The organism is Oricola thermophila, assembly GCF_013358405.1.
GTDB classification, from domain to species: domain Bacteria; phylum Pseudomonadota; class Alphaproteobacteria; order Rhizobiales; family Rhizobiaceae; genus Oricola; species Oricola thermophila.
In genome coordinates this window covers 3,144,621-3,163,899 of sequence record NZ_CP054836.1, presented here as the reverse complement: position 1 = coordinate 3,163,899, position 19,279 = coordinate 3,144,621, and the positions used below count along the sequence as shown (strand labels likewise).

17 protein-coding genes and 1 riboswitch are annotated in these 19,279 nt (G+C 67.5%); of the genes, 9 read left to right on the top strand and 8 right to left on the bottom strand.

Annotated features, from left to right (window positions below):
- The 8 genes from HTY61_RS15210 (at position 1) to HTY61_RS15175 (ending at position 9,991) form a co-directional block, all read left to right on the top strand.
- Entirely contained in the window at positions 1-996 is a 996-nt protein-coding gene (locus HTY61_RS15210) for an NAD(P)-dependent alcohol dehydrogenase (RefSeq protein ID WP_175277596.1), read from the top strand.
- 70 nt (positions 997-1,066) lie between these two features.
- A complete protein-coding gene (locus tag HTY61_RS15205; protein WP_175277595.1) occupies positions 1,067-2,692 on the top strand; it encodes a long-chain-fatty-acid--CoA ligase in 1,626 nt (541 codons plus the stop codon).
- 86 nt (positions 2,693-2,778) lie between these two features.
- A riboswitch (TPP riboswitch) is annotated at positions 2,779-2,890 on the top strand.
- Positions 2,884-3,495, top strand: a complete 612-nt coding sequence (locus HTY61_RS15200; protein ID WP_175277594.1) for a YkoF family thiamine/hydroxymethylpyrimidine-binding protein — start codon at positions 2,884-2,886, stop codon at positions 3,493-3,495. It overlaps the preceding riboswitch by 7 nt.
- Before the next feature lie 62 nt (positions 3,496-3,557).
- Positions 3,558-4,142 carry an ECF transporter S component gene (locus HTY61_RS15195; protein ID WP_175277593.1) on the top strand — a complete coding sequence of 195 codons (585 nt, stop codon included), beginning with the start codon at positions 3,558-3,560 and terminating at the stop codon, positions 4,140-4,142.
- On the top strand, positions 4,117-5,775 hold the full coding sequence (locus HTY61_RS15190) for an ABC transporter ATP-binding protein (protein ID WP_175277592.1): 1,659 nt from the start codon (positions 4,117-4,119) through the stop codon (positions 5,773-5,775). The genes HTY61_RS15195 and HTY61_RS15190 overlap by 26 nt, the downstream gene beginning before the upstream one ends.
- The gene (locus tag HTY61_RS15185; RefSeq protein WP_175277591.1) at positions 5,769-6,497 is read left to right on the top strand and encodes an energy-coupling factor transporter transmembrane component T; all 729 of its coding nucleotides are present in this window, start codon (positions 5,769-5,771) and stop codon (positions 6,495-6,497) included. The genes HTY61_RS15190 and HTY61_RS15185 overlap by 7 nt, the downstream gene beginning before the upstream one ends.
- A 117-nt stretch (positions 6,498-6,614) precedes the next feature.
- The gene (gene gyrB, locus HTY61_RS15180) at positions 6,615-9,074 is read left to right on the top strand and encodes a DNA topoisomerase (ATP-hydrolyzing) subunit B (RefSeq protein ID WP_175277590.1); all 2,460 of its coding nucleotides are present in this window, start codon (positions 6,615-6,617) and stop codon (positions 9,072-9,074) included.
- Positions 9,075-9,520: 446 nt separating this feature from the next.
- Entirely contained in the window at positions 9,521-9,991 is a 471-nt protein-coding gene (locus HTY61_RS15175; RefSeq protein ID WP_246272822.1) for a DUF992 domain-containing protein, read from the top strand.
- 227 nt (positions 9,992-10,218) lie between these two features.
- Here HTY61_RS15175 and HTY61_RS15170 read toward each other — a convergent pair whose 3' ends face one another.
- Positions 10,219-11,208, bottom strand: a complete 990-nt coding sequence (locus HTY61_RS15170; protein WP_175275025.1) for an IS110 family RNA-guided transposase — start codon at positions 11,206-11,208, stop codon at positions 10,219-10,221.
- A gap of 279 nt (positions 11,209-11,487) precedes the next feature.
- Between HTY61_RS15170 and HTY61_RS15165 the strand changes: the two genes are divergently transcribed.
- Complete coding sequence (locus HTY61_RS15165) at positions 11,488-12,417, top strand: hypothetical protein (protein ID WP_175277589.1); 930 nt, start codon at positions 11,488-11,490, stop codon at positions 12,415-12,417.
- Positions 12,418-12,544: 127 nt separating this feature from the next.
- Here HTY61_RS15165 and HTY61_RS15160 read toward each other — a convergent pair whose 3' ends face one another.
- The 7 genes from HTY61_RS15160 to HTY61_RS15130 all read right to left on the bottom strand — a co-directional run bounded on the left by HTY61_RS15160 (position 12,545) and on the right by HTY61_RS15130 (position 19,173).
- Positions 12,545-12,826, bottom strand: a complete 282-nt coding sequence (locus tag HTY61_RS15160; RefSeq protein WP_246272821.1) for a DUF1294 domain-containing protein — start codon at positions 12,824-12,826, stop codon at positions 12,545-12,547.
- A gap of 73 nt (positions 12,827-12,899) precedes the next feature.
- Complete coding sequence (locus HTY61_RS15155; protein ID WP_175277587.1) at positions 12,900-13,403, bottom strand: cytochrome b; 504 nt, start codon at positions 13,401-13,403, stop codon at positions 12,900-12,902.
- A gap of 113 nt (positions 13,404-13,516) precedes the next feature.
- Positions 13,517-14,530 carry a peptide ABC transporter ATP-binding protein gene (locus HTY61_RS15150; protein WP_175277586.1) on the bottom strand — a complete coding sequence of 338 codons (1,014 nt, stop codon included), beginning with the start codon at positions 14,528-14,530 and terminating at the stop codon, positions 13,517-13,519.
- Positions 14,527-15,528 (bottom strand): ABC transporter ATP-binding protein, encoded by a 1,002-nt coding sequence (locus HTY61_RS15145; RefSeq protein ID WP_175277585.1) that lies wholly within the window; start codon positions 15,526-15,528, stop codon positions 14,527-14,529. Before HTY61_RS15145 ends, HTY61_RS15150 begins: the two co-directional genes overlap by 4 nt.
- A gap of 4 nt (positions 15,529-15,532) precedes the next feature.
- Positions 15,533-16,399 (bottom strand): ABC transporter permease subunit, encoded by an 867-nt coding sequence (locus HTY61_RS15140; protein WP_175278579.1) that lies wholly within the window; start codon positions 16,397-16,399, stop codon positions 15,533-15,535.
- A 67-nt stretch (positions 16,400-16,466) separates the two neighbouring features.
- Complete coding sequence (locus HTY61_RS15135; protein ID WP_175277584.1) at positions 16,467-17,471, bottom strand: ABC transporter permease subunit; 1,005 nt, start codon at positions 17,469-17,471, stop codon at positions 16,467-16,469.
- Positions 17,472-17,574: 103 nt separating this feature from the next.
- On the bottom strand, positions 17,575-19,173 hold the full coding sequence (locus tag HTY61_RS15130; RefSeq protein ID WP_175277583.1) for an ABC transporter substrate-binding protein: 1,599 nt from the start codon (positions 19,171-19,173) through the stop codon (positions 17,575-17,577).
- Positions 19,174-19,279: the final 106 nt, after the last annotated feature.

The window sequence follows — 19,279 nt, the reverse complement described above, 5'->3', positions numbered from 1 at the left end:
ATGAAAGCCGCGATCCATGAGAAGTATGGCGACGCCGGTGTGCTCGAAATCCGCGACATCGCCCGTCCCGAACCCGCCGACGGCGAGATCCTCGTGAAGGTCTGCGCCGCCGCCGTCACCACCGCCGACTGGCGTCTGCGTGCCGCCGCCTTCCCCGGCATCATGGCGCTGCCGGGCCGGCTGATGTTCGGCCTCTTCGCCCCCCGGCAGAAGGTGCTGGGCACCGCCTTTTCCGGCCGCGTGGTGGCGCGCGGCGGTGATGTCGACCGTTTCGCGCTGGGCGACGCCGTCTTCGGCTTTTCCGGCGCGGGCGCCCATGCCGAATATGTCGCCGTGAAGGCCGACGGGCCGGTCGTCGCCAAGCCGGCGAACATCGGTCACGACGAGGCCGCCGCCGCGCCCTTCGGCGGCCTGGCGGCGCTGGTCTTCCTGCGCGATTTCGCCGGCGTGAAGCCGGGCGAGAAGGTCCTCGTCGCCGGCGCGTCCGGCGGTGTCGGCTCGTGGGCCGTCCAGGTCGCGAAGCATCTGGGCGCCGAGGTCGTCGGCGTCGCCTCCACCGGCAATGTCGATCTCGTCCGCTCGCTCGGCGCCGACCGCGTCATCGACTACCGGAAGGACGATCCCGCCGCATCCGGCGAGCGCTACGATGTCGTTCTGGATACCGCCGGAAAGCTTCCCTTCGCCAGGGCCCGGCGCATCCTCGCGAGAACCGGCCGCTACCTTCCGCTCGAATTCGGCGGCCGCGAGATGCTGCAGGCGCTGTGGGCGGGCGTGACGGGTGGCCCGAAGATCGTGATCAACGTGTCGGGAGACAGCCGCGCGGACCTGGAAATCCTCGCCGGCCTGCTGGAGACTGGCGAGATCCGTGCCGTCGTCGACAGCCGCTTCCCGTTGCGCGACATCGCCGCGGCCCATCGCCGCGTCGAATCCCGCCACGCCGGCGGCGCGGTCATCGTCTTGATGGATGAGGCGGCGGCCTGCGCGCCGTCCCCCTGAAATCATCCACTGGACAATGCCCCGGTCTTTCCGTCACTGTTCCCTTACAGCATCTTTGGGAGGAGATCGCATGCTTGGACTGATGCAGGAGTGGCCGCTCGTCTGCCACAAGATCATCGACTTCGCAGCCCGCCAGCATCCGGGGCGCGAGGTCGTCTCGCGCTCGGTCGAGGGGCCGATCGTGCGCACCACCTATGCCGCGGTGCGCGATCGCGCGCTGAAGATCGCGCAGCTTCTTTCGCGCGAGGGCTACAAGCCGGGCGACCGCATCGCCACCATGGCCTGGAACTCCGGCAACCACCTCGAGGCCTGGTACGGCATAATGGGCATGGGCGGCGTCTATCACACGCTCAATCCGCGCCTGTTTCCGGACCAGATCGCCTGGATCATGAACCACGCCGCCGACCGCGCGCTCTTTGTCGATCTCACCTTCATGCCGCTGGTCGAGAAGATCGCCCCGCAGGTGGAGTCGTTGAGGAAGGTCATCGTCATGACCGACGCCGCCCACATGCCGGAAACGGCGCTGCCCGACGTCGTGTCCTTCGAGGAATGGCTGAAGGACGCCGACGGCGATTTCGAATGGGCCGATGTCGGCGAGGATGCAGCCTGCGGCATGTGCTACACCTCCGGTACCACGGGCGATCCCAAGGGCGTCGTCTATTCCCATCGCTCCAACGTGTTGCACGGCATGATCGCCGCCATGCCCGACGCCATGGGCATCGGCTGCCGGGATGTCATCCTGCCGGTCGTTCCGATGTTCCACGCCAATGCCTGGGGGCTCGGCCAGACCGCCCCGATGATCGGCGCCAAGATGGTCATGCCGGGCGGCAAGATGGACGGTGAATCCATCTACGAGCTGCTGGACGCCGAGAAGGTCACCTTCTCCGCCGCCGTTCCGACCGTCTGGCTGATGCTGCTGCAATACCTCGAGAAGACCGGCAGGAAACTGCCGTACCTGAACAAGGTCGTCATTGGCGGTTCGGCCTGCCCGCGGGCCATCACCGAGAAGTTCGAGAAGGTCTATGGCGTCGAGGTGATCCACGCCTGGGGCATGACCGAGATGAGCCCGCTCGGCTCTCTGTGCACCATAAAGCCGGAACATGGCGACAAGACCGGCGACGCACTGCTCGACATCAAGCAGAAGCAGGGCTTCGCGCCCTTCGGCGTCGAGATGAAGATCACCGACGACGAGAACAACGAGCTGCCCTGGGACGGCAGGACATTCGGTCGCCTCAAGGTGCGCGGCCCGGCCGTCGCCTCTTCCTACTATGGCGGCGCGGGCGCCGAGCAGTTCGACGACGAGAACTGGTTCGACACCGGCGATGTCGCCCATATCGACGAGCATGGCTACATGCAGATCACCGACCGTTCCAAGGATGTCATCAAGTCGGGCGGCGAGTGGATTTCCTCGATCGAGCTGGAGAACCTGGCCGTCGGCCATCCCGAGGTCGCCGAGGCCGCGGTGATCGGCCTGCCGCACGAGAAATGGGGCGAGCGACCGCTGCTGATCGTCGTGCCGAAGGAGGGCTGCTCGCCGGCCAGGGAGGACATTCTCGCCTTCATGAAGGGCAAGATCGCCGACTGGTGGATGCCCAACGACGTCACCTTCGTCGACGAGATCCCGCACACCGCCACCGGCAAGATCAAGAAGACGGCGCTGCGCGAGCAGTTTGCCCACTACAAGCTGCCGGCCTGATTGCCGGCCACGTAGGATCGCATTGGCGGGAGCATGTCTCCCGCCGATTTCTTCTTGCCTTCCCCGCCCGCCTGGTGTTACCCAACGGCCATCGACAGGGGTGCTCCGTATCGCCGGGGCTGAGATCGGGACGCATGTTCCGGGACCCTTGAAGCTGATCTGGTTAATGCCAGCGGAGCGAGGCGAACGACATGTTTTCAGGTGCACAGCTATCCCTTTACCCGATGACCGACGATTTCGTCGGCGTCATCCTCAGCGCGCTTGGCGCGCTCGATCCCTACCGTCCGCAATTCCGTATCGAGACCGACGATCTCTCCACTCTCGTCGTCGGTCCGCCGGAACTGCTGTTTCCCGCCATGCGCGATCTCTTCGTGGCGGCGGCCTCGGGCGGCGTCCATTGCGTGCTTTCGGCCACGGTATCGCGGGGCTGTCCCGGCTCGCCGGACGATGACATCTGCACGCCGCTTTCCGGCATCGGTGCCGACCGTCCGCTCGAGGATCGCATGCGCGATGCCCGCAGCACCGTCGCCGCGGCGGAGACCACCGGCCAGGCCGTGGCCGCCCAGTTCTCGCTCTACCCGCTCGGCGCGGACGGCCACATGGACGAGATCTGGGGCTGCATCGACTTTCTCAAGTCGTCGGGCGTCTTCGACCGGGAAAAGAATTTCTGCACCAAGTTGCGCGGCGATGCCGGCCCGGTTTTCGCCACCCTGTCGGAAGCCTTCCTTCGCTTCGGTGCGCCGGAAGGCCATGTCGCGCTCGACATGACGGTTTCGGCGAACAGCCCGACACCGGTCGCCTGATCGCGGTCGCGCCTTCGGCCGCGCCCGCACCTTCCTTCCGTTGAAAAATCGAGGTCCCCGTCATGGACAATCCCTTTCGCTGGTCCCTTCGCGAAATCCTGATTCTCGCCGTTCTCGGCGCGGTCTTTGCCGTGCTCTATCTCGGCTGGGTGCAGGTCTGGCTCGTCGCCCAGGCAATCTTCGGCGCCCTGACCATGGATGTCGTGATGGGCTTCTGGTTCATCGTCTCCATCATCGCCGCCGCCATCATCCGCAAGCCAGGCGCGGCGTTTCTTTCGGAGGTGCTGGCCTCGCTGGTCGAGATCCTGCTCGGCAGCCCGGCCGGCCTGATGCTCCTCCTTGCCGGCGCGATCCAGGGCGCCGGCGCGGAGGCCGTCTTCGCCGCCACGCGCTGGCGCAACTATCGCCTGCCGGTGCTCATGCTCGCCGGTGTCGGTGCCGCGGTGTTCTCCTACATCTACACCTGGTTCCTCTATGATTACGGCACGTTCGCGCCGGGTCTGCTGGTCGCCATGTTCGTGCTGCGTTGCCTCTCGGGCGCGCTTCTCGGCGGCCTTGCCGGTCACATGGTCGTCAGGGCGCTGTACCGCACCGGCGTGCTGTCCGGCCTGGGGATCGACCATGACCTGCGCTCGGCCGGAGCCTGACGCGGCCGCCGAATGGCGTGAGGTCGCGGTCCGCTATCCCTACCGCGCCGCCGATGCGGTCGGCCCGGTTTCGCTTCGCCTGCATCGCGGCGAGCGGGTCCTGCTCATGGGGCCGACAGGCTCCGGCAAGTCGACCCTGCTCAATGCGCTGACCGGCATCGTGCCGGGCATCGTCCCGGCGCGGGTCGTCGGCGATGTCCGGCTCGACGGCGAGCCGGTCTCGGCCCGGCCGCCCTCGGGCTGGAGCGACCGCGTCGCGCGCCTGTTCCAGGATCCCGAGCAGACGCTCTGCGGCATGAGGGTCGGCGACGAGATCGCCTTCGCGCTGGAGAACCGCGCCCTGCCGGAGGACGAGATCCGGCGTCGCGTCGCCGCCGCCATGCACCGCGCCGGCCTTGCCGAGGACATGCTGAGCCGCCGAACCGCGGCGCTGTCGGGGGGCGAGCGGCAGCTCGTCGCCCTGGCCGCGGCGATCGCCCAGGACGCGCCGCTCTTCATTGCCGACGAACCGACGGCCCACCTGGCGCCAGCCGCCGCCGAGCGTTTCCGCGCGCTTTTGCGCGAGGACCGTCGCGAGCGCACCTTCGTCGTCGTCGATCACCGCATCGACGAGCTGGTCGAGGACATCGACCGGGTGGTGGTCGTCGGCCGCGACGGGCGCGTTGCCGCCGACGGCCCGCCCGGCCCGCTGTTCCGCTCCCGCCGCGCCGATCTCGAGGCACTCGGCGTCGCCCTTCCCGTCGCAGCGGCGCTCGATGCCCGTCTCGCCGGGGCCGGCCTGGCGCCGGAGAGCCCGCCGCTGACGGTCGGGCAGGCGCTGGCCGGCATCCCGCCGGGCAGGGAGTCGGCCGCCGCGCCGGCCATCCGCGCCTTTCTCGACGGCCGCGTCGCGGCACCCGCCGGCGCGCCCGGCGCGCCCGTCGCCCGCCTCGAGGGGGGCGCCTGCGCGCCGCTCTTCGGCCCGGTCGTCCTGCGCGGCATCGACCTGGAGATCCGCGTTGGCGAGGCGGTGGCCATTCTCGGCGCCAACGGCGCCGGCAAGTCGACCCTGGCGGCCAGCCTCGCCGGCCTGTTGCGCCTGAAGGAAGGACGCCGCCACGGCCCGACCGGCGGCATGGCCTTCCAGAACCCGGAAAGCCAGTTCGTCGGCGGCAGCGTGCTGGAGGAACTCGAGCAGGCGCAGGACCGCGCCCTCCCGCGCGACGAGCGCCGTGCCGCCGCCCTGCGCGACCTGTCCGCCTGGGGGCTGGACGGCCTCGCCGGGGCCCATCCCTTCGAGCTGTCCCAGGGCCAGAAGCGGCGACTCGCGCTGGCCACCCTGTCGGCGTCCGGCCGCTGGCCGCTGCTCGTCCTCGACGAGCCGACCGCCGGGCTGGATGCCGCCGGCGCCGCCATGGTCGCCCGCGCCATCGCCGCATTCCGCGCCCGGGGCCGCGCCGTCGCGCTCGTCACCCACGATACGGGCTTCGCGCTTGCCGCCTGCCCGCGCGCCGTCATCGTCGGCGAGGGCGCCATCCTTGCCGACGGCCCGGCGCCGCGCCTGCTGGCGGATGCGCCCCTGCTCGCCCGCGCCGGCCTCGCGCCGCCGGCGATCGGGCCTGCCCTTGCCTGGCGGGAGGCGGTGCCGTGCTGAGCGCCCTTCATCCGCTGCCCAAGCTCGCTGTGTGCCTCGCGTGGATCGCCGCCTCCGTGCTGGTTTTCGACGCCGGCTTCCAGCTCGCCGTCATCGCGCTTGCCGCGGGGCTTCTCGTCGTCGCCGAGCGCCGCCCGCCGCTTCTCGTCCTCGCGCTGATGGTGCCCTTCGCCCTGTTCGGCTTCGGCTTCCTGACCACCAGCGTGCTGTTCGGCCGGGAGTCCGACTTCGCGCTGCATGCCGCCGCCGAGACGCCCTTCGGCTCGGCGTCGGTTTCCGCGGGCGTCGTCCTGTTCCTGCGCGCCGTCGCCTGCGGCATGGTTTCGGCGCTCTTCGCGCTGACCACCGATCCCGCCGCCCTCGTCAAGGCGCTGATGGTGCATTGCCGGCTGTCGCCGCGCATCGGCTACGCGCTGTTTTCGGCCATGCTCCTGGTGCCCGACCTTGCCGGCGAGGCCCGCCAGGTCCGCCTTGCCCGCGCCATGCGCGCCGGCCGCCCGCCGCGCCGCGTGCCGGGGCCGTTCGAGACTGCCTCTCTGGTCGTGCCGCTGCTTGCCTTCGCGATCCGCCGCGCCGGCCGGGCCGCGATCGCCATGGAGACGCGGGGGCTCGCCGCCGGCGTCCCGCGCACCGTTCTCGGCGCGCCTGTGCCGCGCCGGCGCGACCTTGTCTTCGTCCTGGCCGCGCTGGCCCTCCTGGCCGCCGTCGCCGCGCTTGCCTGATCGCGCGCCGGAATTGGCATTTCCCGTTGGAAATCCTATATGTTTCAGATGTTCCGCGCGCTTGATTCGGCCGCCATCCCCGGCGGCCGCGGCGCGCCCCGGAAAGCCTTGGACCACATGACAGAAACGCCTGAAATTCCTCAAGAAATTCCTGCCGATCCCGCCGAGTACGGCGCCGGCTCCATCAAGGTGCTCAAGGGCCTCGACGCGGTGCGCAAGCGGCCGGGCATGTATATCGGCGACACCGATGACGGCTCCGGCCTGCATCACATGGTCTACGAGGTTGTGGACAACGCCATCGACGAGGCGCTGGCCGGCCATGCCGATCTGGTCACGGTGACGCTGAATGCCGACGGCTCGGTGACCGTCACCGACAACGGCCGCGGCATCCCGACCGACATTCACCCGGAGGAGGGCGTGTCGGCGGCCGAGGTCATCATGACCCAGCTTCATGCCGGCGGAAAGTTCGACCAGAACTCCTACAAGGTCTCCGGCGGCCTGCATGGCGTCGGCGTTTCCGTGGTCAACGCGCTGTCGACCTCGCTGAAGCTGAAGATCGCCCGCAACGGCAAGTTCCACGAAATGAGCTTCACCCACGGCGTTGCCGACGGCCCGCTCGAGGTCACGGGCGACGCCGGCGACTACACCGGCACCGAGGTCACCTTCACGCCCTCGCAGGAGACATTCACCAATGTCGAGTTCTCCTACGACACGCTGGAGCACCGCCTGCGCGAGCTGGCCTTCCTCAATTCCGGCGTCCGCATCCGTCTCGCGGACAACCGCCATGCCGACACGCGCGAGACCGAGCTCTTCTACGAGGGCGGGCTGATCGAGTTCGTCCGCTATCTCGACCGGTCGAAGAAGCCGCTGATCGAGACCCCGGTCCACATCACCGGCGAGAAGGACGGCATCACCGTCGAGGTGGCGCTGTGGTGGAACGATTCCTACCACGAGAACGTGCTCGCCTTTACCAACAACATCCCGCAGCGCGACGGCGGCACCCACATGGCCGGCTTCCGCTCGGCGCTGACCCGCCAGGTCACCGGCTATGCCGACAAGTCCGGCCTGATCAAGAAGGAGAAGGTCTCGCTCACCGGCGACGATTGCCGCGAGGGCCTGACCTGCGTCCTGTCCGTGAAGGTGCCGGACCCGAAATTCTCCTCCCAGACCAAGGAGAAGCTGGTTTCCTCCGAGGTCCGTCCGGTCGTCGAGAGCCTCGTCAACGAGCATCTCTCCGAGTGGCTGGAGGAGCATCCCGCCGAGGCGAAGACGCTGGTCGGCAAGGTGGTCGAGGCCGCCGCCGCCCGCGAGGCCGCCCGCAAGGCGCGCGAACTGACGCGCCGCAAGGGCGTGCTCGACATCACCTCCCTGCCGGGCAAGCTGGCCGACTGCCAGGAGAAGGACCCGGCCAAGTCCGAGCTGTTCATCGTCGAGGGTGATTCCGCCGGCGGTTCCGCCAAGGGCGGCCGCTCGCGCAAGAACCAGGCGATCCTGCCGCTGCGCGGCAAGATCCTCAATGTCGAGCGCGCGCGCTTCGACCGCATGCTGTCGTCGGACCAGGTGGGCACGCTGATCACGGCGCTCGGCACCGGCATCGGCAAGGACGAGTTCGACATCGAGAAGCTGCGCTATCACAAGATCATCATCATGACGGACGCCGACGTGGACGGCGCCCACATCCGCACGCTGCTGCTGACCTTCTTCTTCCGCCAGATGCCGGAGATCATCGAGCGCGGCTATCTCTACATAGCCCAGCCGCCGCTCTACAAGGTCACGCGCGGCAAGCAGAGCCAGTATCTCAAGGACGAGAAGGCGCTGGAGAACTATCTCATCGACCTGTCGCTGGACGACACGGCGCTGGAGCTGACCTCCGGCGAGGTCCGCACCGGGCTGGACCTGCGCGCGGTCATCGAGACGGCGCTGCAGATGCGCTCGGTCCTGTCCGGCCTGCACACCCGCTACGACCGCTCGGTGGTCGAGCAGGCCACCATTGCCGGCGCCATGGACCCGGCGGTGCTGGCCGATCCGGGCCGCGCCGCGGCGATGGCCGAGGCCGTCGCCCGCCGCCTCGACATGATCGCCGAGGAGACCGAGCGCGGCTGGACCGGCCGCGTCAACCCGTCCAACGAGCCGGGTGCCGGCGGCTACATATTCGAGCGCACGGTGCGCGGCGTGAAGGAGGCGGTGACGCTGGATGCGGGGCTGATCGCCTCGGCCGATGCGCGCGCGCTGCATTCGCTGTCGCCGAGGCTGGCCGAGGTCTATTCCGAGCCGCCGGTCCTGCGCCGCAAGGAGATTTCCGACGTCATCAACGGCCCGATGGCCCTGATCGACCTCGTCTTCGCCTTCGGCCGCAAGGGGCTGACGCTGCAGCGCTACAAGGGTCTCGGCGAGATGGATGCCGAGCAGCTGTGGGAGACCACGCTGGACCCGGAGGCCCGCTCGCTCCTGCAGGTGAAGATCAACGACGCCACCGACGCCGACTCGCTGTTCTCGCAGCTGATGGGCGACGAGGTCGAGCCGCGCAAGATCTTCATCCAGGACAACGCGCTCAACGTGGCGAATCTGGATTTCTGATCCCGCGCGCCCTTCTCCCCTTGTGGGAGAGGGTGCCTGAACGAAGCGAAGTCGGATGAGAAGCGGTGTCCGCGAGACCGGGCGCCTGCGATATTGGCGATCGGCCACCATATGGTTGCGGCCCCGCACCCGCCCCTTCGAACAATTCCGTTATCTTTATGTCTTGCGATGGGCTATGATCGTGCACCGGCAGGTCCGGATCCGGCCATGCGCAGATGCGCGGCAGCGGATCCGTGCCGGTTACTGCGCCATTGCCCGTGGAAAGGCTCCCTGCAAGGGAAGCGACCACCCGGGCATGGCGATTTCCCGGACGGCCGCGGAAGAACCGCGTTAGCGACGGCGAGGCACTGACGACCGGGGCGCAAGACGCCCGCTGAGGTCGGGCCCGCCGCATGTCGCCCGGATGCCGGCTATCGGCAGACAACCCCCATGAAAGGGAAAACCACATGCGCATGACCACCATTCTTGCCGCCGCGGCGATTGCGGCCGCGTCTCCCGTTTCTGCCGAAGTCACCGGCCAGAAGCTCGGCGTCCTAGATTGCGAGGTCGAGGGCGGCATCGGCCTGCTCGTCGGCTCCAGCAAGAAGCTCGCCTGCATCTTCACGGCCGCCGACGGCGCCAGCGAGAACTATACCGGCTCCATCAACAAGATCGGCCTCGATGTCGGCATAACCGGCAAGTCCTTCATAAAGTGGGTCGTCTTCACCCCGGCCGGCAATGAGATGGGCGAGCATACGCTGGCCGGCAAATATGCCGGTGTGTCCACCGGCATCTCGCTCGGCATCGGCCTCGGCGCGAATGCCCTGATCGGCGGCCAGGCCGAGAATATCGGCCTTCAGCCGGTGTCCGTAGAGGGCCAGACCGGGCTGAACGTGGCGCTTGCCGTGTCCACCCTTACCCTCGTGGCCGCGCAGTAGCACGGCCCGGCCGGAAACGGACCTCGCGGCGCCGCGCCCGGTCCCTCTCCTTGTGGGGAGGGATCGGGGTGCCACGCGAGCGTCGGCGAACCGGTCGCCGCCAGGTGGCCGAAGGGCGCCGTTCGCTTCGCGCCGGCTTGCTTCCCACCCTTCACGTTGCATGAATTCCGCCCCGGTTGCCCCGAATCCGGGCATTCCTGCCCAATCTTATCTACCGTCTCTGGTTGTCAAGCAGGGATGCTTTGTCGGCATGGTTTGCCCTCCTTTAGGATGGCGTTGATGATGACGACGAGGCGTCTCATGATGGCGGTGATGATGACCTTTGCAGGCTTGCCGCGCTGGCGCATTTCGGCGGCATATTGTTTGAAGACCGGATTGTGCGAGGCTGCGACGACGGCAGCCATGTAGAGGCATGAGCGCAGGGTTTTCCGGCCGGCGCTGATACGGCGCGGGGCGGACAGCTTGCCGGAATCGCGCGCTACGGGGGCGAGGCCGGCCAGGCTCGCGGCCTGCCCCTTGGTGAGCGTTCCCAATTCCGGCATGTAGGCGAGACAGGCTTGGGCGGTCATCGGCCCGACCCCCTTGATGGAGCGGATGAGGGCGGCCTTGCGGGCAAGCTGGGGAGACGTCTCGATCAGCGTCTCAATCTCGGCGTCGAGCTCGGCGAGCTCCTTCCGCATGGCCGTGATATGGCGCGTGATCGATCGTTCGATGCGCTTGTAGCCGGCATGGTGAAGCCGGCGCTGTTCCATGCCAATCATCATCGCCAGGTCGTCGCGACGCTTGCGCAGGGCGCGCAAGGTGGTCTGGTCGGGATCGTCGGGAGCATGCAGGCGCAGGTCCGGCGTATCGCGGCCGTAAAGCGCCAGCATGCGCGCGTCGAGCGGGTCGGTCTTGGCCGCCAGGCCGCGATAGAGGGCGAACAGGCGGGTGCGCTGGCCATGGGCGCGATGCAGCGCGAGGCCGAGAGCGTGCGCCGCATCGACGACATGGCGCTCGTAGCCGCCAGTCGCCTCGCAGACGACGAGCACAGGCGTCCTTGCCTTGACGGCAGCGCGCCGCAGGAAGGCGCGTACAGCCGCCGGCCTGTTTGCGATCGCATGGGCGCTGTCGTCGGGCAGCACATGGATGGCGAGGGTCTCCTTGGCGACATCGAAGGCGATAATGGTGTGTTCGGCTTCTGGCTTGCCGAGAGGATTGGAATTGCACATTGTCATGGCGGTTGTCCGTTCGTCCTGGATTACATGCGGCCGCAAAGGCCTCTCTACCGTTCGGATGGCCGGAATGGATGCTGCAGGGGGATAAGATAAGTTACGGCCGTCGCAAGAGGCCCATCCACCACTGTCCCGCCTGCAGCCCGAAGCATCAGGGTGGCCGCCCTGATGCTTCATTCATTCCAGGCCGGAGAACCGGCCCGAAACGCTTTCAAAATGAAAATGTAATCCACCCCGCCTCGGCCTCCCTTACCCTGTCTCCCAATGACAACGGAGAGGGTCATGGAGTTCGACTGGGAACGAGCAGTGGAGCGGAACTTGGACGGGTTGTTGTGGATCGTCGCGCGCCTTTTCGTCCTCGCGGGGATCAGGACCGGGCGCTCGCTGGTCTTCCTGCCGCGCGCGCTGCGCGCCCTTATCCTGTCGATCCTGCGCCCCGCCGAGTTCGCCGCGCGGCGCCTGGTCGCCATGGCCGCCTGCAAGCTGGTGACGGTCGTCACCCGCAGGGCGGAACCGCGCGGCAGGCAATCCCCCGCCATCCCCGGCCTTGAGCCGGGGACCGGTGATGACCCGAGGGACCATTCCCTGAATGCCGCGCCCGCACCGGAGCCGAAGAACAGCGCGCTCACTGTCGTCCTCCGCGACGAATGCCCGGACGGGCATTCGGGCACCGCGCTTGCAAGCGAACCGGAGGTGCAGCCGGACGCCGGCCCCTCGGATGCCGAACTGTTCGACCTCTGGCGCGACCGGCCTTCCTTCGCGCTGTTCGACCCGTGGAAGCGTTACGCGCCCTTCCTGTTCGACGTCACCGGGATGGACGGCCCCTTCGGCCACGTCTTCGTCGAGTACGACGACGAGGACGGCGACGACTGGCCCGAACCGGACCGCGACCCCGACGAGCTGGTGGATGCCCGCGCCCTGTCGCGGCGCATCCGGGCGCTCGCGCTGGCGCTGGACGATCTCGACGCACAGGCCGCCCGCCTCGCCCGCTGGCGGGCGCGCTTCGGCCATGCCATCGAGCGCATCCGACTGGCGGACGCGGGAAAGCTCGACGGCATGACGCCGGATGCAGTGCGGAGACCGACGCCGTGGCGCTTCCGCCCCTTCCGCCCCGGCCTGCCGCCGGGCTGGCGAAGACGCCCGCGAGATGAGATCGGGGAGGTGCTCAAGGAATGCCACACCCTGGCCCTCGACGCCTGGAACACGTCGTGAGTGGCGGAAGACAATTCGCGCCCGGAAGACCGGCTTCGGAGACGAGGCGCGGTCCGCGCAGCGGACGAAACGATCCGGTGAACCGTTTCGGGCGACGAACGCGGAGGCAGCGGGGTCCCCGCCCGGGTCAGCCCTGCCGGGTCAGCCACCATGCCGCGGCCATCGCGGCGGCGATCTGCAGCGCCGCGACCGCGTACAGCCGCGCCACGAAGGGCTGCTTGCGGGTCTTGTGGCGGAAGGCGCGGCGTCCCGCGAAGGCGCCGGGCGTGCCGCCGGCGAGCGCCATGAGCAGCAGGGTCGATTCCGCGATCCGCCGGCCGCCGGTGCGGGCCCGGCGCTTGTCGAGGCCGAAGGCGGCGAAGCTGGCCAGGTTGATCGCGGCGACGGCTGCCAGCGTTTCGGCAATCATCGGCATCGGTCTCCGCTTGGGCGGGGCACGAATACGGCGCGGCGGCCCGGGCGCCCCGTCGGCGGCCCGGCGCTCAGCCCGGCCTTCGCATCCGGTTCAGCACGTCCGTCTTGAGCACGAACTGGTGGTAGAGCGCGCCGGCGACATGCAGCGCGACCAGCGCCAGCAGGATCACCCGCATGATGCTGTGCGCCGCGGCGGCGGCGTCGATGTGGCCGAACCATGCCGCCATGCCGGAGACCGGCATCAGGAACATCAGCGCGTAGAGGCCGAAATGGGTTGCCGCTGCGGCGCGTTTCAGGATCGCGGGTTCCCTGTCCGGGGGCGGCGGCGCGCCGCGCCGGGCCCGCAGGGCAAGCCGCCAGATCGCCAGCAGCAGCACCAGCAGTCCGCCGAAGACATGCGCCGCCACCAGCGGGTCGAAGGCGAAGTCCTCGCCGCGCCGGATCGCCCGCCAGGCGTCCGACATCGGCTCGTGCAACACGTATTGCAGAACGATCAGCACGAAGACGATCCAGTGCAGGCGGATCTGCGCGGCGGAAAATCCGGCGGGCACGGGTTTCTCGGCGGCTTGCATGGCGGTTCTCCCGAAAGCTTTGGGTTCCTCGCCGCCAGCCTAGCCAAATGCGCCGCCGTGCCGAAGGCCCGCGCCGTGCGGTACGGCGTCGCAGCGCCGCGCGCCCGCCGGGGTCAGCCGTGCGCGCCGTCGCCGACGGGCAGCGGGTGGAAGCAGGCGTGGCACTGCAGGCCCTGGTCGATCAGCGGCGGCTGCTCGTTGCGGCACCTGTCGTCGGCGCGCCAGCAGCGCGGGTTGAAGGCGCAGCCCTTCGGCGGGTCGAGCGGCGACGGCAGCTCGCCGACGAGGTTGATGCGTTTCTTCTCGCGGAACGGGTCGGCCACCGGCGTCGCCGAGAGCAGCGCCGCCGTGTACGGGTGGCGCGGGCCGTTGAACACCTCCTCGGCCGGGCCGGTCTCCACCGGCTTGCCGAGATACATGACCATGATGTCGTCGGCCAGGTGCCGCACCACCGAGAGGTCGTGGCTGATGAAGAGATAGGCGAGGCCGAACTCCTCCTGCAGGTCCATCAGGATGTTGAGCACCTGCGCCTGGATCGACACGTCCAGCGCCGAGACCGGCTCGTCGAGGACGAGGATCCGCGGGTTGAGCATCAGGGCGCGCGCAATGGCGATGCGCTGGCGCTGGCCGCCGGAGAACATGTGCGGGTAGCGCTCGTAGTGTTCCGCCCGCAGCCCGACCCGCTCCATCATCGAGATCGCCTTGTCGCGCCGCGTCGCGGCGTCGTCGTCGGTGTTGATGAGCAGCGGCTCCTCCAGGATGGTCCCGATCTTCTGGCGCGGGTTGAGCGAGCCGTAGGGGTTCTGGAAGACGATCTGGATCTTGCGGCGCAGCTCCGGCGTCGATTCGGTCACCGGCAGACCGTCGATCTTCAGCACGCCGTCGGTCGGCCGCTCGATCATGGTGACGAGGCGGGCGAGGGTGGACTTGCCGCAGCCCGACTCGCCGACCACGGCCAGCGTCTTGCCGGCCTCGAGGCTGAACGACACGCCGTCCAGCGCCTTCACCGTTCCCTTGGCACCGAAGAAGCCGCCGCCGACCTCGTAGTGCCGCTTCAGGTTCTGGGCCTCGACGACGACCTCGCCGGTCCCGGTCCGCCTTTCGGGGATTGCCGCCGTCACGCTCATCGCGCCGCCTCCGTCTCCGCCGGCAGCCCTGTCGGCTTGCCGTCCTTCAGGGGAAAGTTGCACAGCGCGAATCCGAAATCCGCGCCCTGGCGCACCGCCTCGCGCGAGCAGCGCTCGGTGGCGTATTGGCAGCGCGGCGAGAACAGGCAGCCGGACGGCCGGTCGCCCTGGCCCGGCACCACGCCGGGGATCGACGGCAGCCTTCCGTGCCGGGTGGCGCGCTCGGGCAGCGCCGACAGCAGTGCCTGGGTGTACGGGTGGTGCGGGTCGGTGAACAGCTCGCGCACCTCCTGCTCCTCCACCTTCTGCCCGGCATACTGCACCTGCACCCGTTCCGCCGTCTCCGCGACGACGCCCATGTCATGGGTGATCAGGATCAGCCCCATCTCGTTCTTCTTCTGCAGGTCGACCAGCAGGTCGAGGATCTGCGCCTGGATGGTCACGTCCAGCGCCGTGGTCGGCTCGTCGGCGATCAGCAGCTTCGGGTTGCAGGCCAGCGCCATGGCGATCATCACGCGCTGGCTCATGCCGCCGGAGAGCTGGTGCGGGAACTGGTTCAGGCGCTTCTCGGGTGCCGGTATCCCGACGAGGTTAAGCAGCTCGATGGTCCGCGCCCTGCGCTCGGCACGGTTCATGCCGAGATGGATGCGCAGGCTTTCGCCGATCTGGAAGCCCACGGTGAAACAGGGATTCAGGCTCGACATCGGCTCCTGGAAGATCATGGCGATGTCCTTGCCGATGATCCTGCGCCTCTGCTGCGGCGTCAGCGAGAGCACGTCCTTGCCGTCGAAGCGCATGGTCTCCGCCGTCACCGTCGCCGTCCATGGTAGCAGGCCCATCAGCGCCAGCATGGAGACGGACTTGCCGGACCCGGATTCGCCGACGATGGACAGGATCTCGCCACGGTCGCAGGTCAGCGACACCCCGTCCACGGCCCGGAAGGGTCCGGAGGAGGTCTTGAACGTGACCGACAGGTTTTCGATTTCGAGAAGGCTCATCGCGTCAGCTCTGCTTCAGTTTCGGGTCGAGCGCGTCGCGCAGTCCGTCGCCGATCAGGTTGATGGCGAGCACGGTGACGAGGATGGCGAGGCCGGGGAAGGTGACCACCCACCAGGCGCGCAGGATGAATTCGCGCGCTTCCGCCAGCATCGTGCCCCATTCCGGCGTCGGCGGCTGTGCGCCCAGCCCGAGGAAGCCGAGCGCGGCGGCGTCGAGGATGGCGTTGGAGAATGCGAGCGTCGCCTGCACGATCAGCGGGGCGAGGCAGTTCGGCAGGATGGTGACGAACATCAGCCTGAGCTTGCTTGCGCCGGCCACGCGCGCCGAGATCACGTATTCGCGTTCGCGTTCCGAGAGCACCGAGGCGCGTGTCAGCCGTACGAAATGCGGTTGCAGGATCAGCGCGATCGCGATCATGGCGTTCATCAGGCCCGGGCCGAGGATTGCCACCAGGACCAGCGCCAGCAGCAGCGACGGAAATGCGAGAATGATGTCCATCACGCGCATGATCGCGGTGTCGATCCAGCCGCGGAAGAATCCGGCCACCAGGCCGACCACCACGCCGACCGAGACCGACAACGCCACGACGACCACGCCGATGAACAGCGAGAACCGCGCCCCGTAGACCAGCCGGGAGAAGATGTCGCGCCCGACGGCATCGGTGCCGAGCGGGAACGCCAGGGAGCCGCCCTCCATCCAGGCCGGCGGCAGCAGCAGCGCCTCGCGGTTCTGCAGGGTCGGGCTGTGTGGTGCGATCAGGGGCGCGAAGATCGCCACGATGACGATGGCCGTGAACACGGCAAGGCCGATCACGGCGCCCTTGTTCTGGCTGAAGTAGAACCAGAACTCGGACAGCATGGCCCTGCGCATGGCGCCGGCATCCACTGCGTGGCGGTTCAGGGTTTCGGTGTTTTGCGCTTCGGTCTGGGCCACGGGACTACCTTCTGATGCGCGGATTGATCAGGCCGTAGAGCACGTCGACGGCAAGGTTCACGATCATGATGACGCTGGCGATCAGCAGCAGGCCGCCCTGGACAACCGCGTAGTCGCGCTTGGAGACCGAATCCACCATCCATTTGCCGATGCCCGGCCAGGAGAAGATGGTCTCGGTCAGGATGGCGCCGGTCAGCAGAACGCCCACCTGCAGGCCGATCGTGGTCACGACGGGGATCAGCGCGTTGCGCAGCGCGTGCAGGCCGATGATGCGCCGCGGCGACAGGCCCTTCGACCGTGCCGTGCGGACATAGTCCTCGCCCAGCACTTCCAGCATGGCGGAACGCGTTTGCCGCGCAATCACCGCGAGCGGGATCGTCGCCAGCACGATGGTGGGCAGGACGAGATGGCTGACCGCCGAGGAAAAGGCGCCTTTCTGGCCGGACAGCAGGCTGTCGATCAGCATGAAGCCCGTCACGGGCTCGAAGAAATAGAGCAGTGAGATGCGCCCCGAGACCGGGGTCAGCTGAAGAAAACCGGAAAAGAAGATGATGAGCAGCAGGCCCCACCAGAAGATCGGCATCGAGTAGCCGGTCAGCGCGATGCCCATGATCGATTGGTCGAACCAGGAGCCGCGCTTCACGGCGGCGAAGACACCGGCCGGGATGCCGATGGCGACGGCCAGGATGATCGCGCAGATTGCCAGTTCCAGCGTCGCCGGGAACAGGGCGAAGAATTCCTGGAGCACCGGCCGCTTCGTGACGATCGAGGAGCCGAAGTCGCCCTGGAGTATGCCGGCGACATAATCGAGATACTGCATGACCAGCGGCTGGTCGAAGCCGTACACGGCCTGCAACTGCTGGTACCGCTCCTCGGTCATGCCTCGCTCGCCGGCGAGCAGCATGATCGGATCGCCCGGCAACAGGCGGATGAATGCGAAGGCGACGATGGAGACGCCGATGAAGGTGGGGATGACCAGCGCGAGCCGGTAGAGGAAAAATCGAAGCATGGCGTGGGGCTTTGCCTGATTTCTGCCGACATTTCAAATGCGGCGTATCCGCTAACGCGGAATGTGCCGCCCGGCAACAGGCCGGGCGACACGTTTCGGGGGACTATTCGGCGATGTCGACGCCTTCGAAGTTGTGGCCGCCGAGCGGATCCATCTTGTAGCCGACGACATTCTTGCGCATCGGCATGTGGACCACCGAGTGCGCGATCGTCGCCCACGGCGCCTCGCGCTTGAAGACGACCTGTGCCTCTTCGTAGAGCTTGGCGCGTTCTTCCTGGCTGCCGCTCTTCGCCTTCTTGATCAGGGCGTCGAATTCCTCGTTGCACCACTGGGCACGGTTGGCGCCGCCGACGCCGTCGCAGCCGAGCAGCACGGCGAGGAAGTTGTCCGGGTCGCCGTTGTCGCCGGTCCAGCCGAGCAGCACGGCGCCGTCGCGGTTCACGTCCTTTGACCGCTCCAGGTACTCGCCCCATTCATAGGAGACGATTTCGACATCCACGCCGATCTTGGAGAAGTCCTCCTGGATCACCTCGGCCATGCGGCGGGCGTTCGGGTTGTACGGACGCTGTACCGGCATTGCCCATATCTTCATGGACAGGTCGGATACGCCGGCTTCCTCGAGCATCTTCTTGGCGGCTTCCGGATCGTATGGATCGTCCTCGATCGCGTCGTTGTACGACCACATGGTCGGCGGGATCGGGTTCTTGGCGGCCTTGCCGGCGCCCTGGAACACGGTGTCGAGGATCGCCTGCTTGTTGATCGCCATGTTCAACGCCTTGCGCACTTTGGCGTTGTCGAAGGGCGGCTGCTGCGTATTGTAGGCGAGGTAGCCGACATTCAGCCCTTCCTGTTCCATCACGGTGATGTCCGGGTTGTCCTTCAGCGCCTGCACGTCGGCCGGGTTCGGATAGGGCATCACGTGGCACTCGCCGGCGATCAGCTTCTGCTGGCGCACGGCATTGTCGGTCGTGATGGCGAAGACGAGATCGTCGATCGGCTGCTTGCCGGCATAGTAACCGTCAAAGGCCTTGTAGCGGATTACCGCGTCGGGCTGATATGCCACGAACTGGAACGGGCCGGTGCCGATCGGCTTCTGGTTGAGATCGGACAGCTGTCCTGACTCGACCAGGCTGTCTGCATATTCCTTCGAGAAGATCGACGCGAAGTCCATGGCAAGGTTCGCCACGAACGGTGCCTCGGGACGGTTGAGCACGAACTTGACCGTCATGTCGTCGACTTTCTCGATCGACTTGATGAGGTCCGGCATGGACATGGCGTTGAAATATTCCCAGCTCGCGCCCTCTACGTAGGAATTGAACGGGTTGTTCGCGTCCATCTGGCGTTCGAAGCTGAAGATCACGTCGTCCGCATTGAGATCCCGCGTCGGCGTGAAGAAGTCGGTCGAATGGAACTTGACGCCGGGGCGTAGGCGGAAGGTGAATTCCAGCCCGTCATCGGAGACTTCCCAGCTCTCGGCCAGGTCGGGGATGACATTGGTCGTGCCCGGCTCGAACTGGACGAGGCCGCTGTAGACCGGCTTGGAAGAGGCGTCGAAAGTCGTGCCCGACGTGTAGAGCGCGGGATCGAATCCCTCCGGCGATCCTTCCGAGCAGTAGACCAGTGTCTTCGCGCTGGCCGCGGTTGCCAGCCCCGATGCGAGCATCGTCGCTGCCAGCAACGAGGTGATTTTTCGAATGCTCATGATTGCTCCCATTTGCAATGCTTCAACGTGCAGGAAGCCTGTTCCAAATGCTTTGGAACAGGGAACGGCACTTCGTCTCGAAGTGCGGAAGCATTGAGCAAAGCCC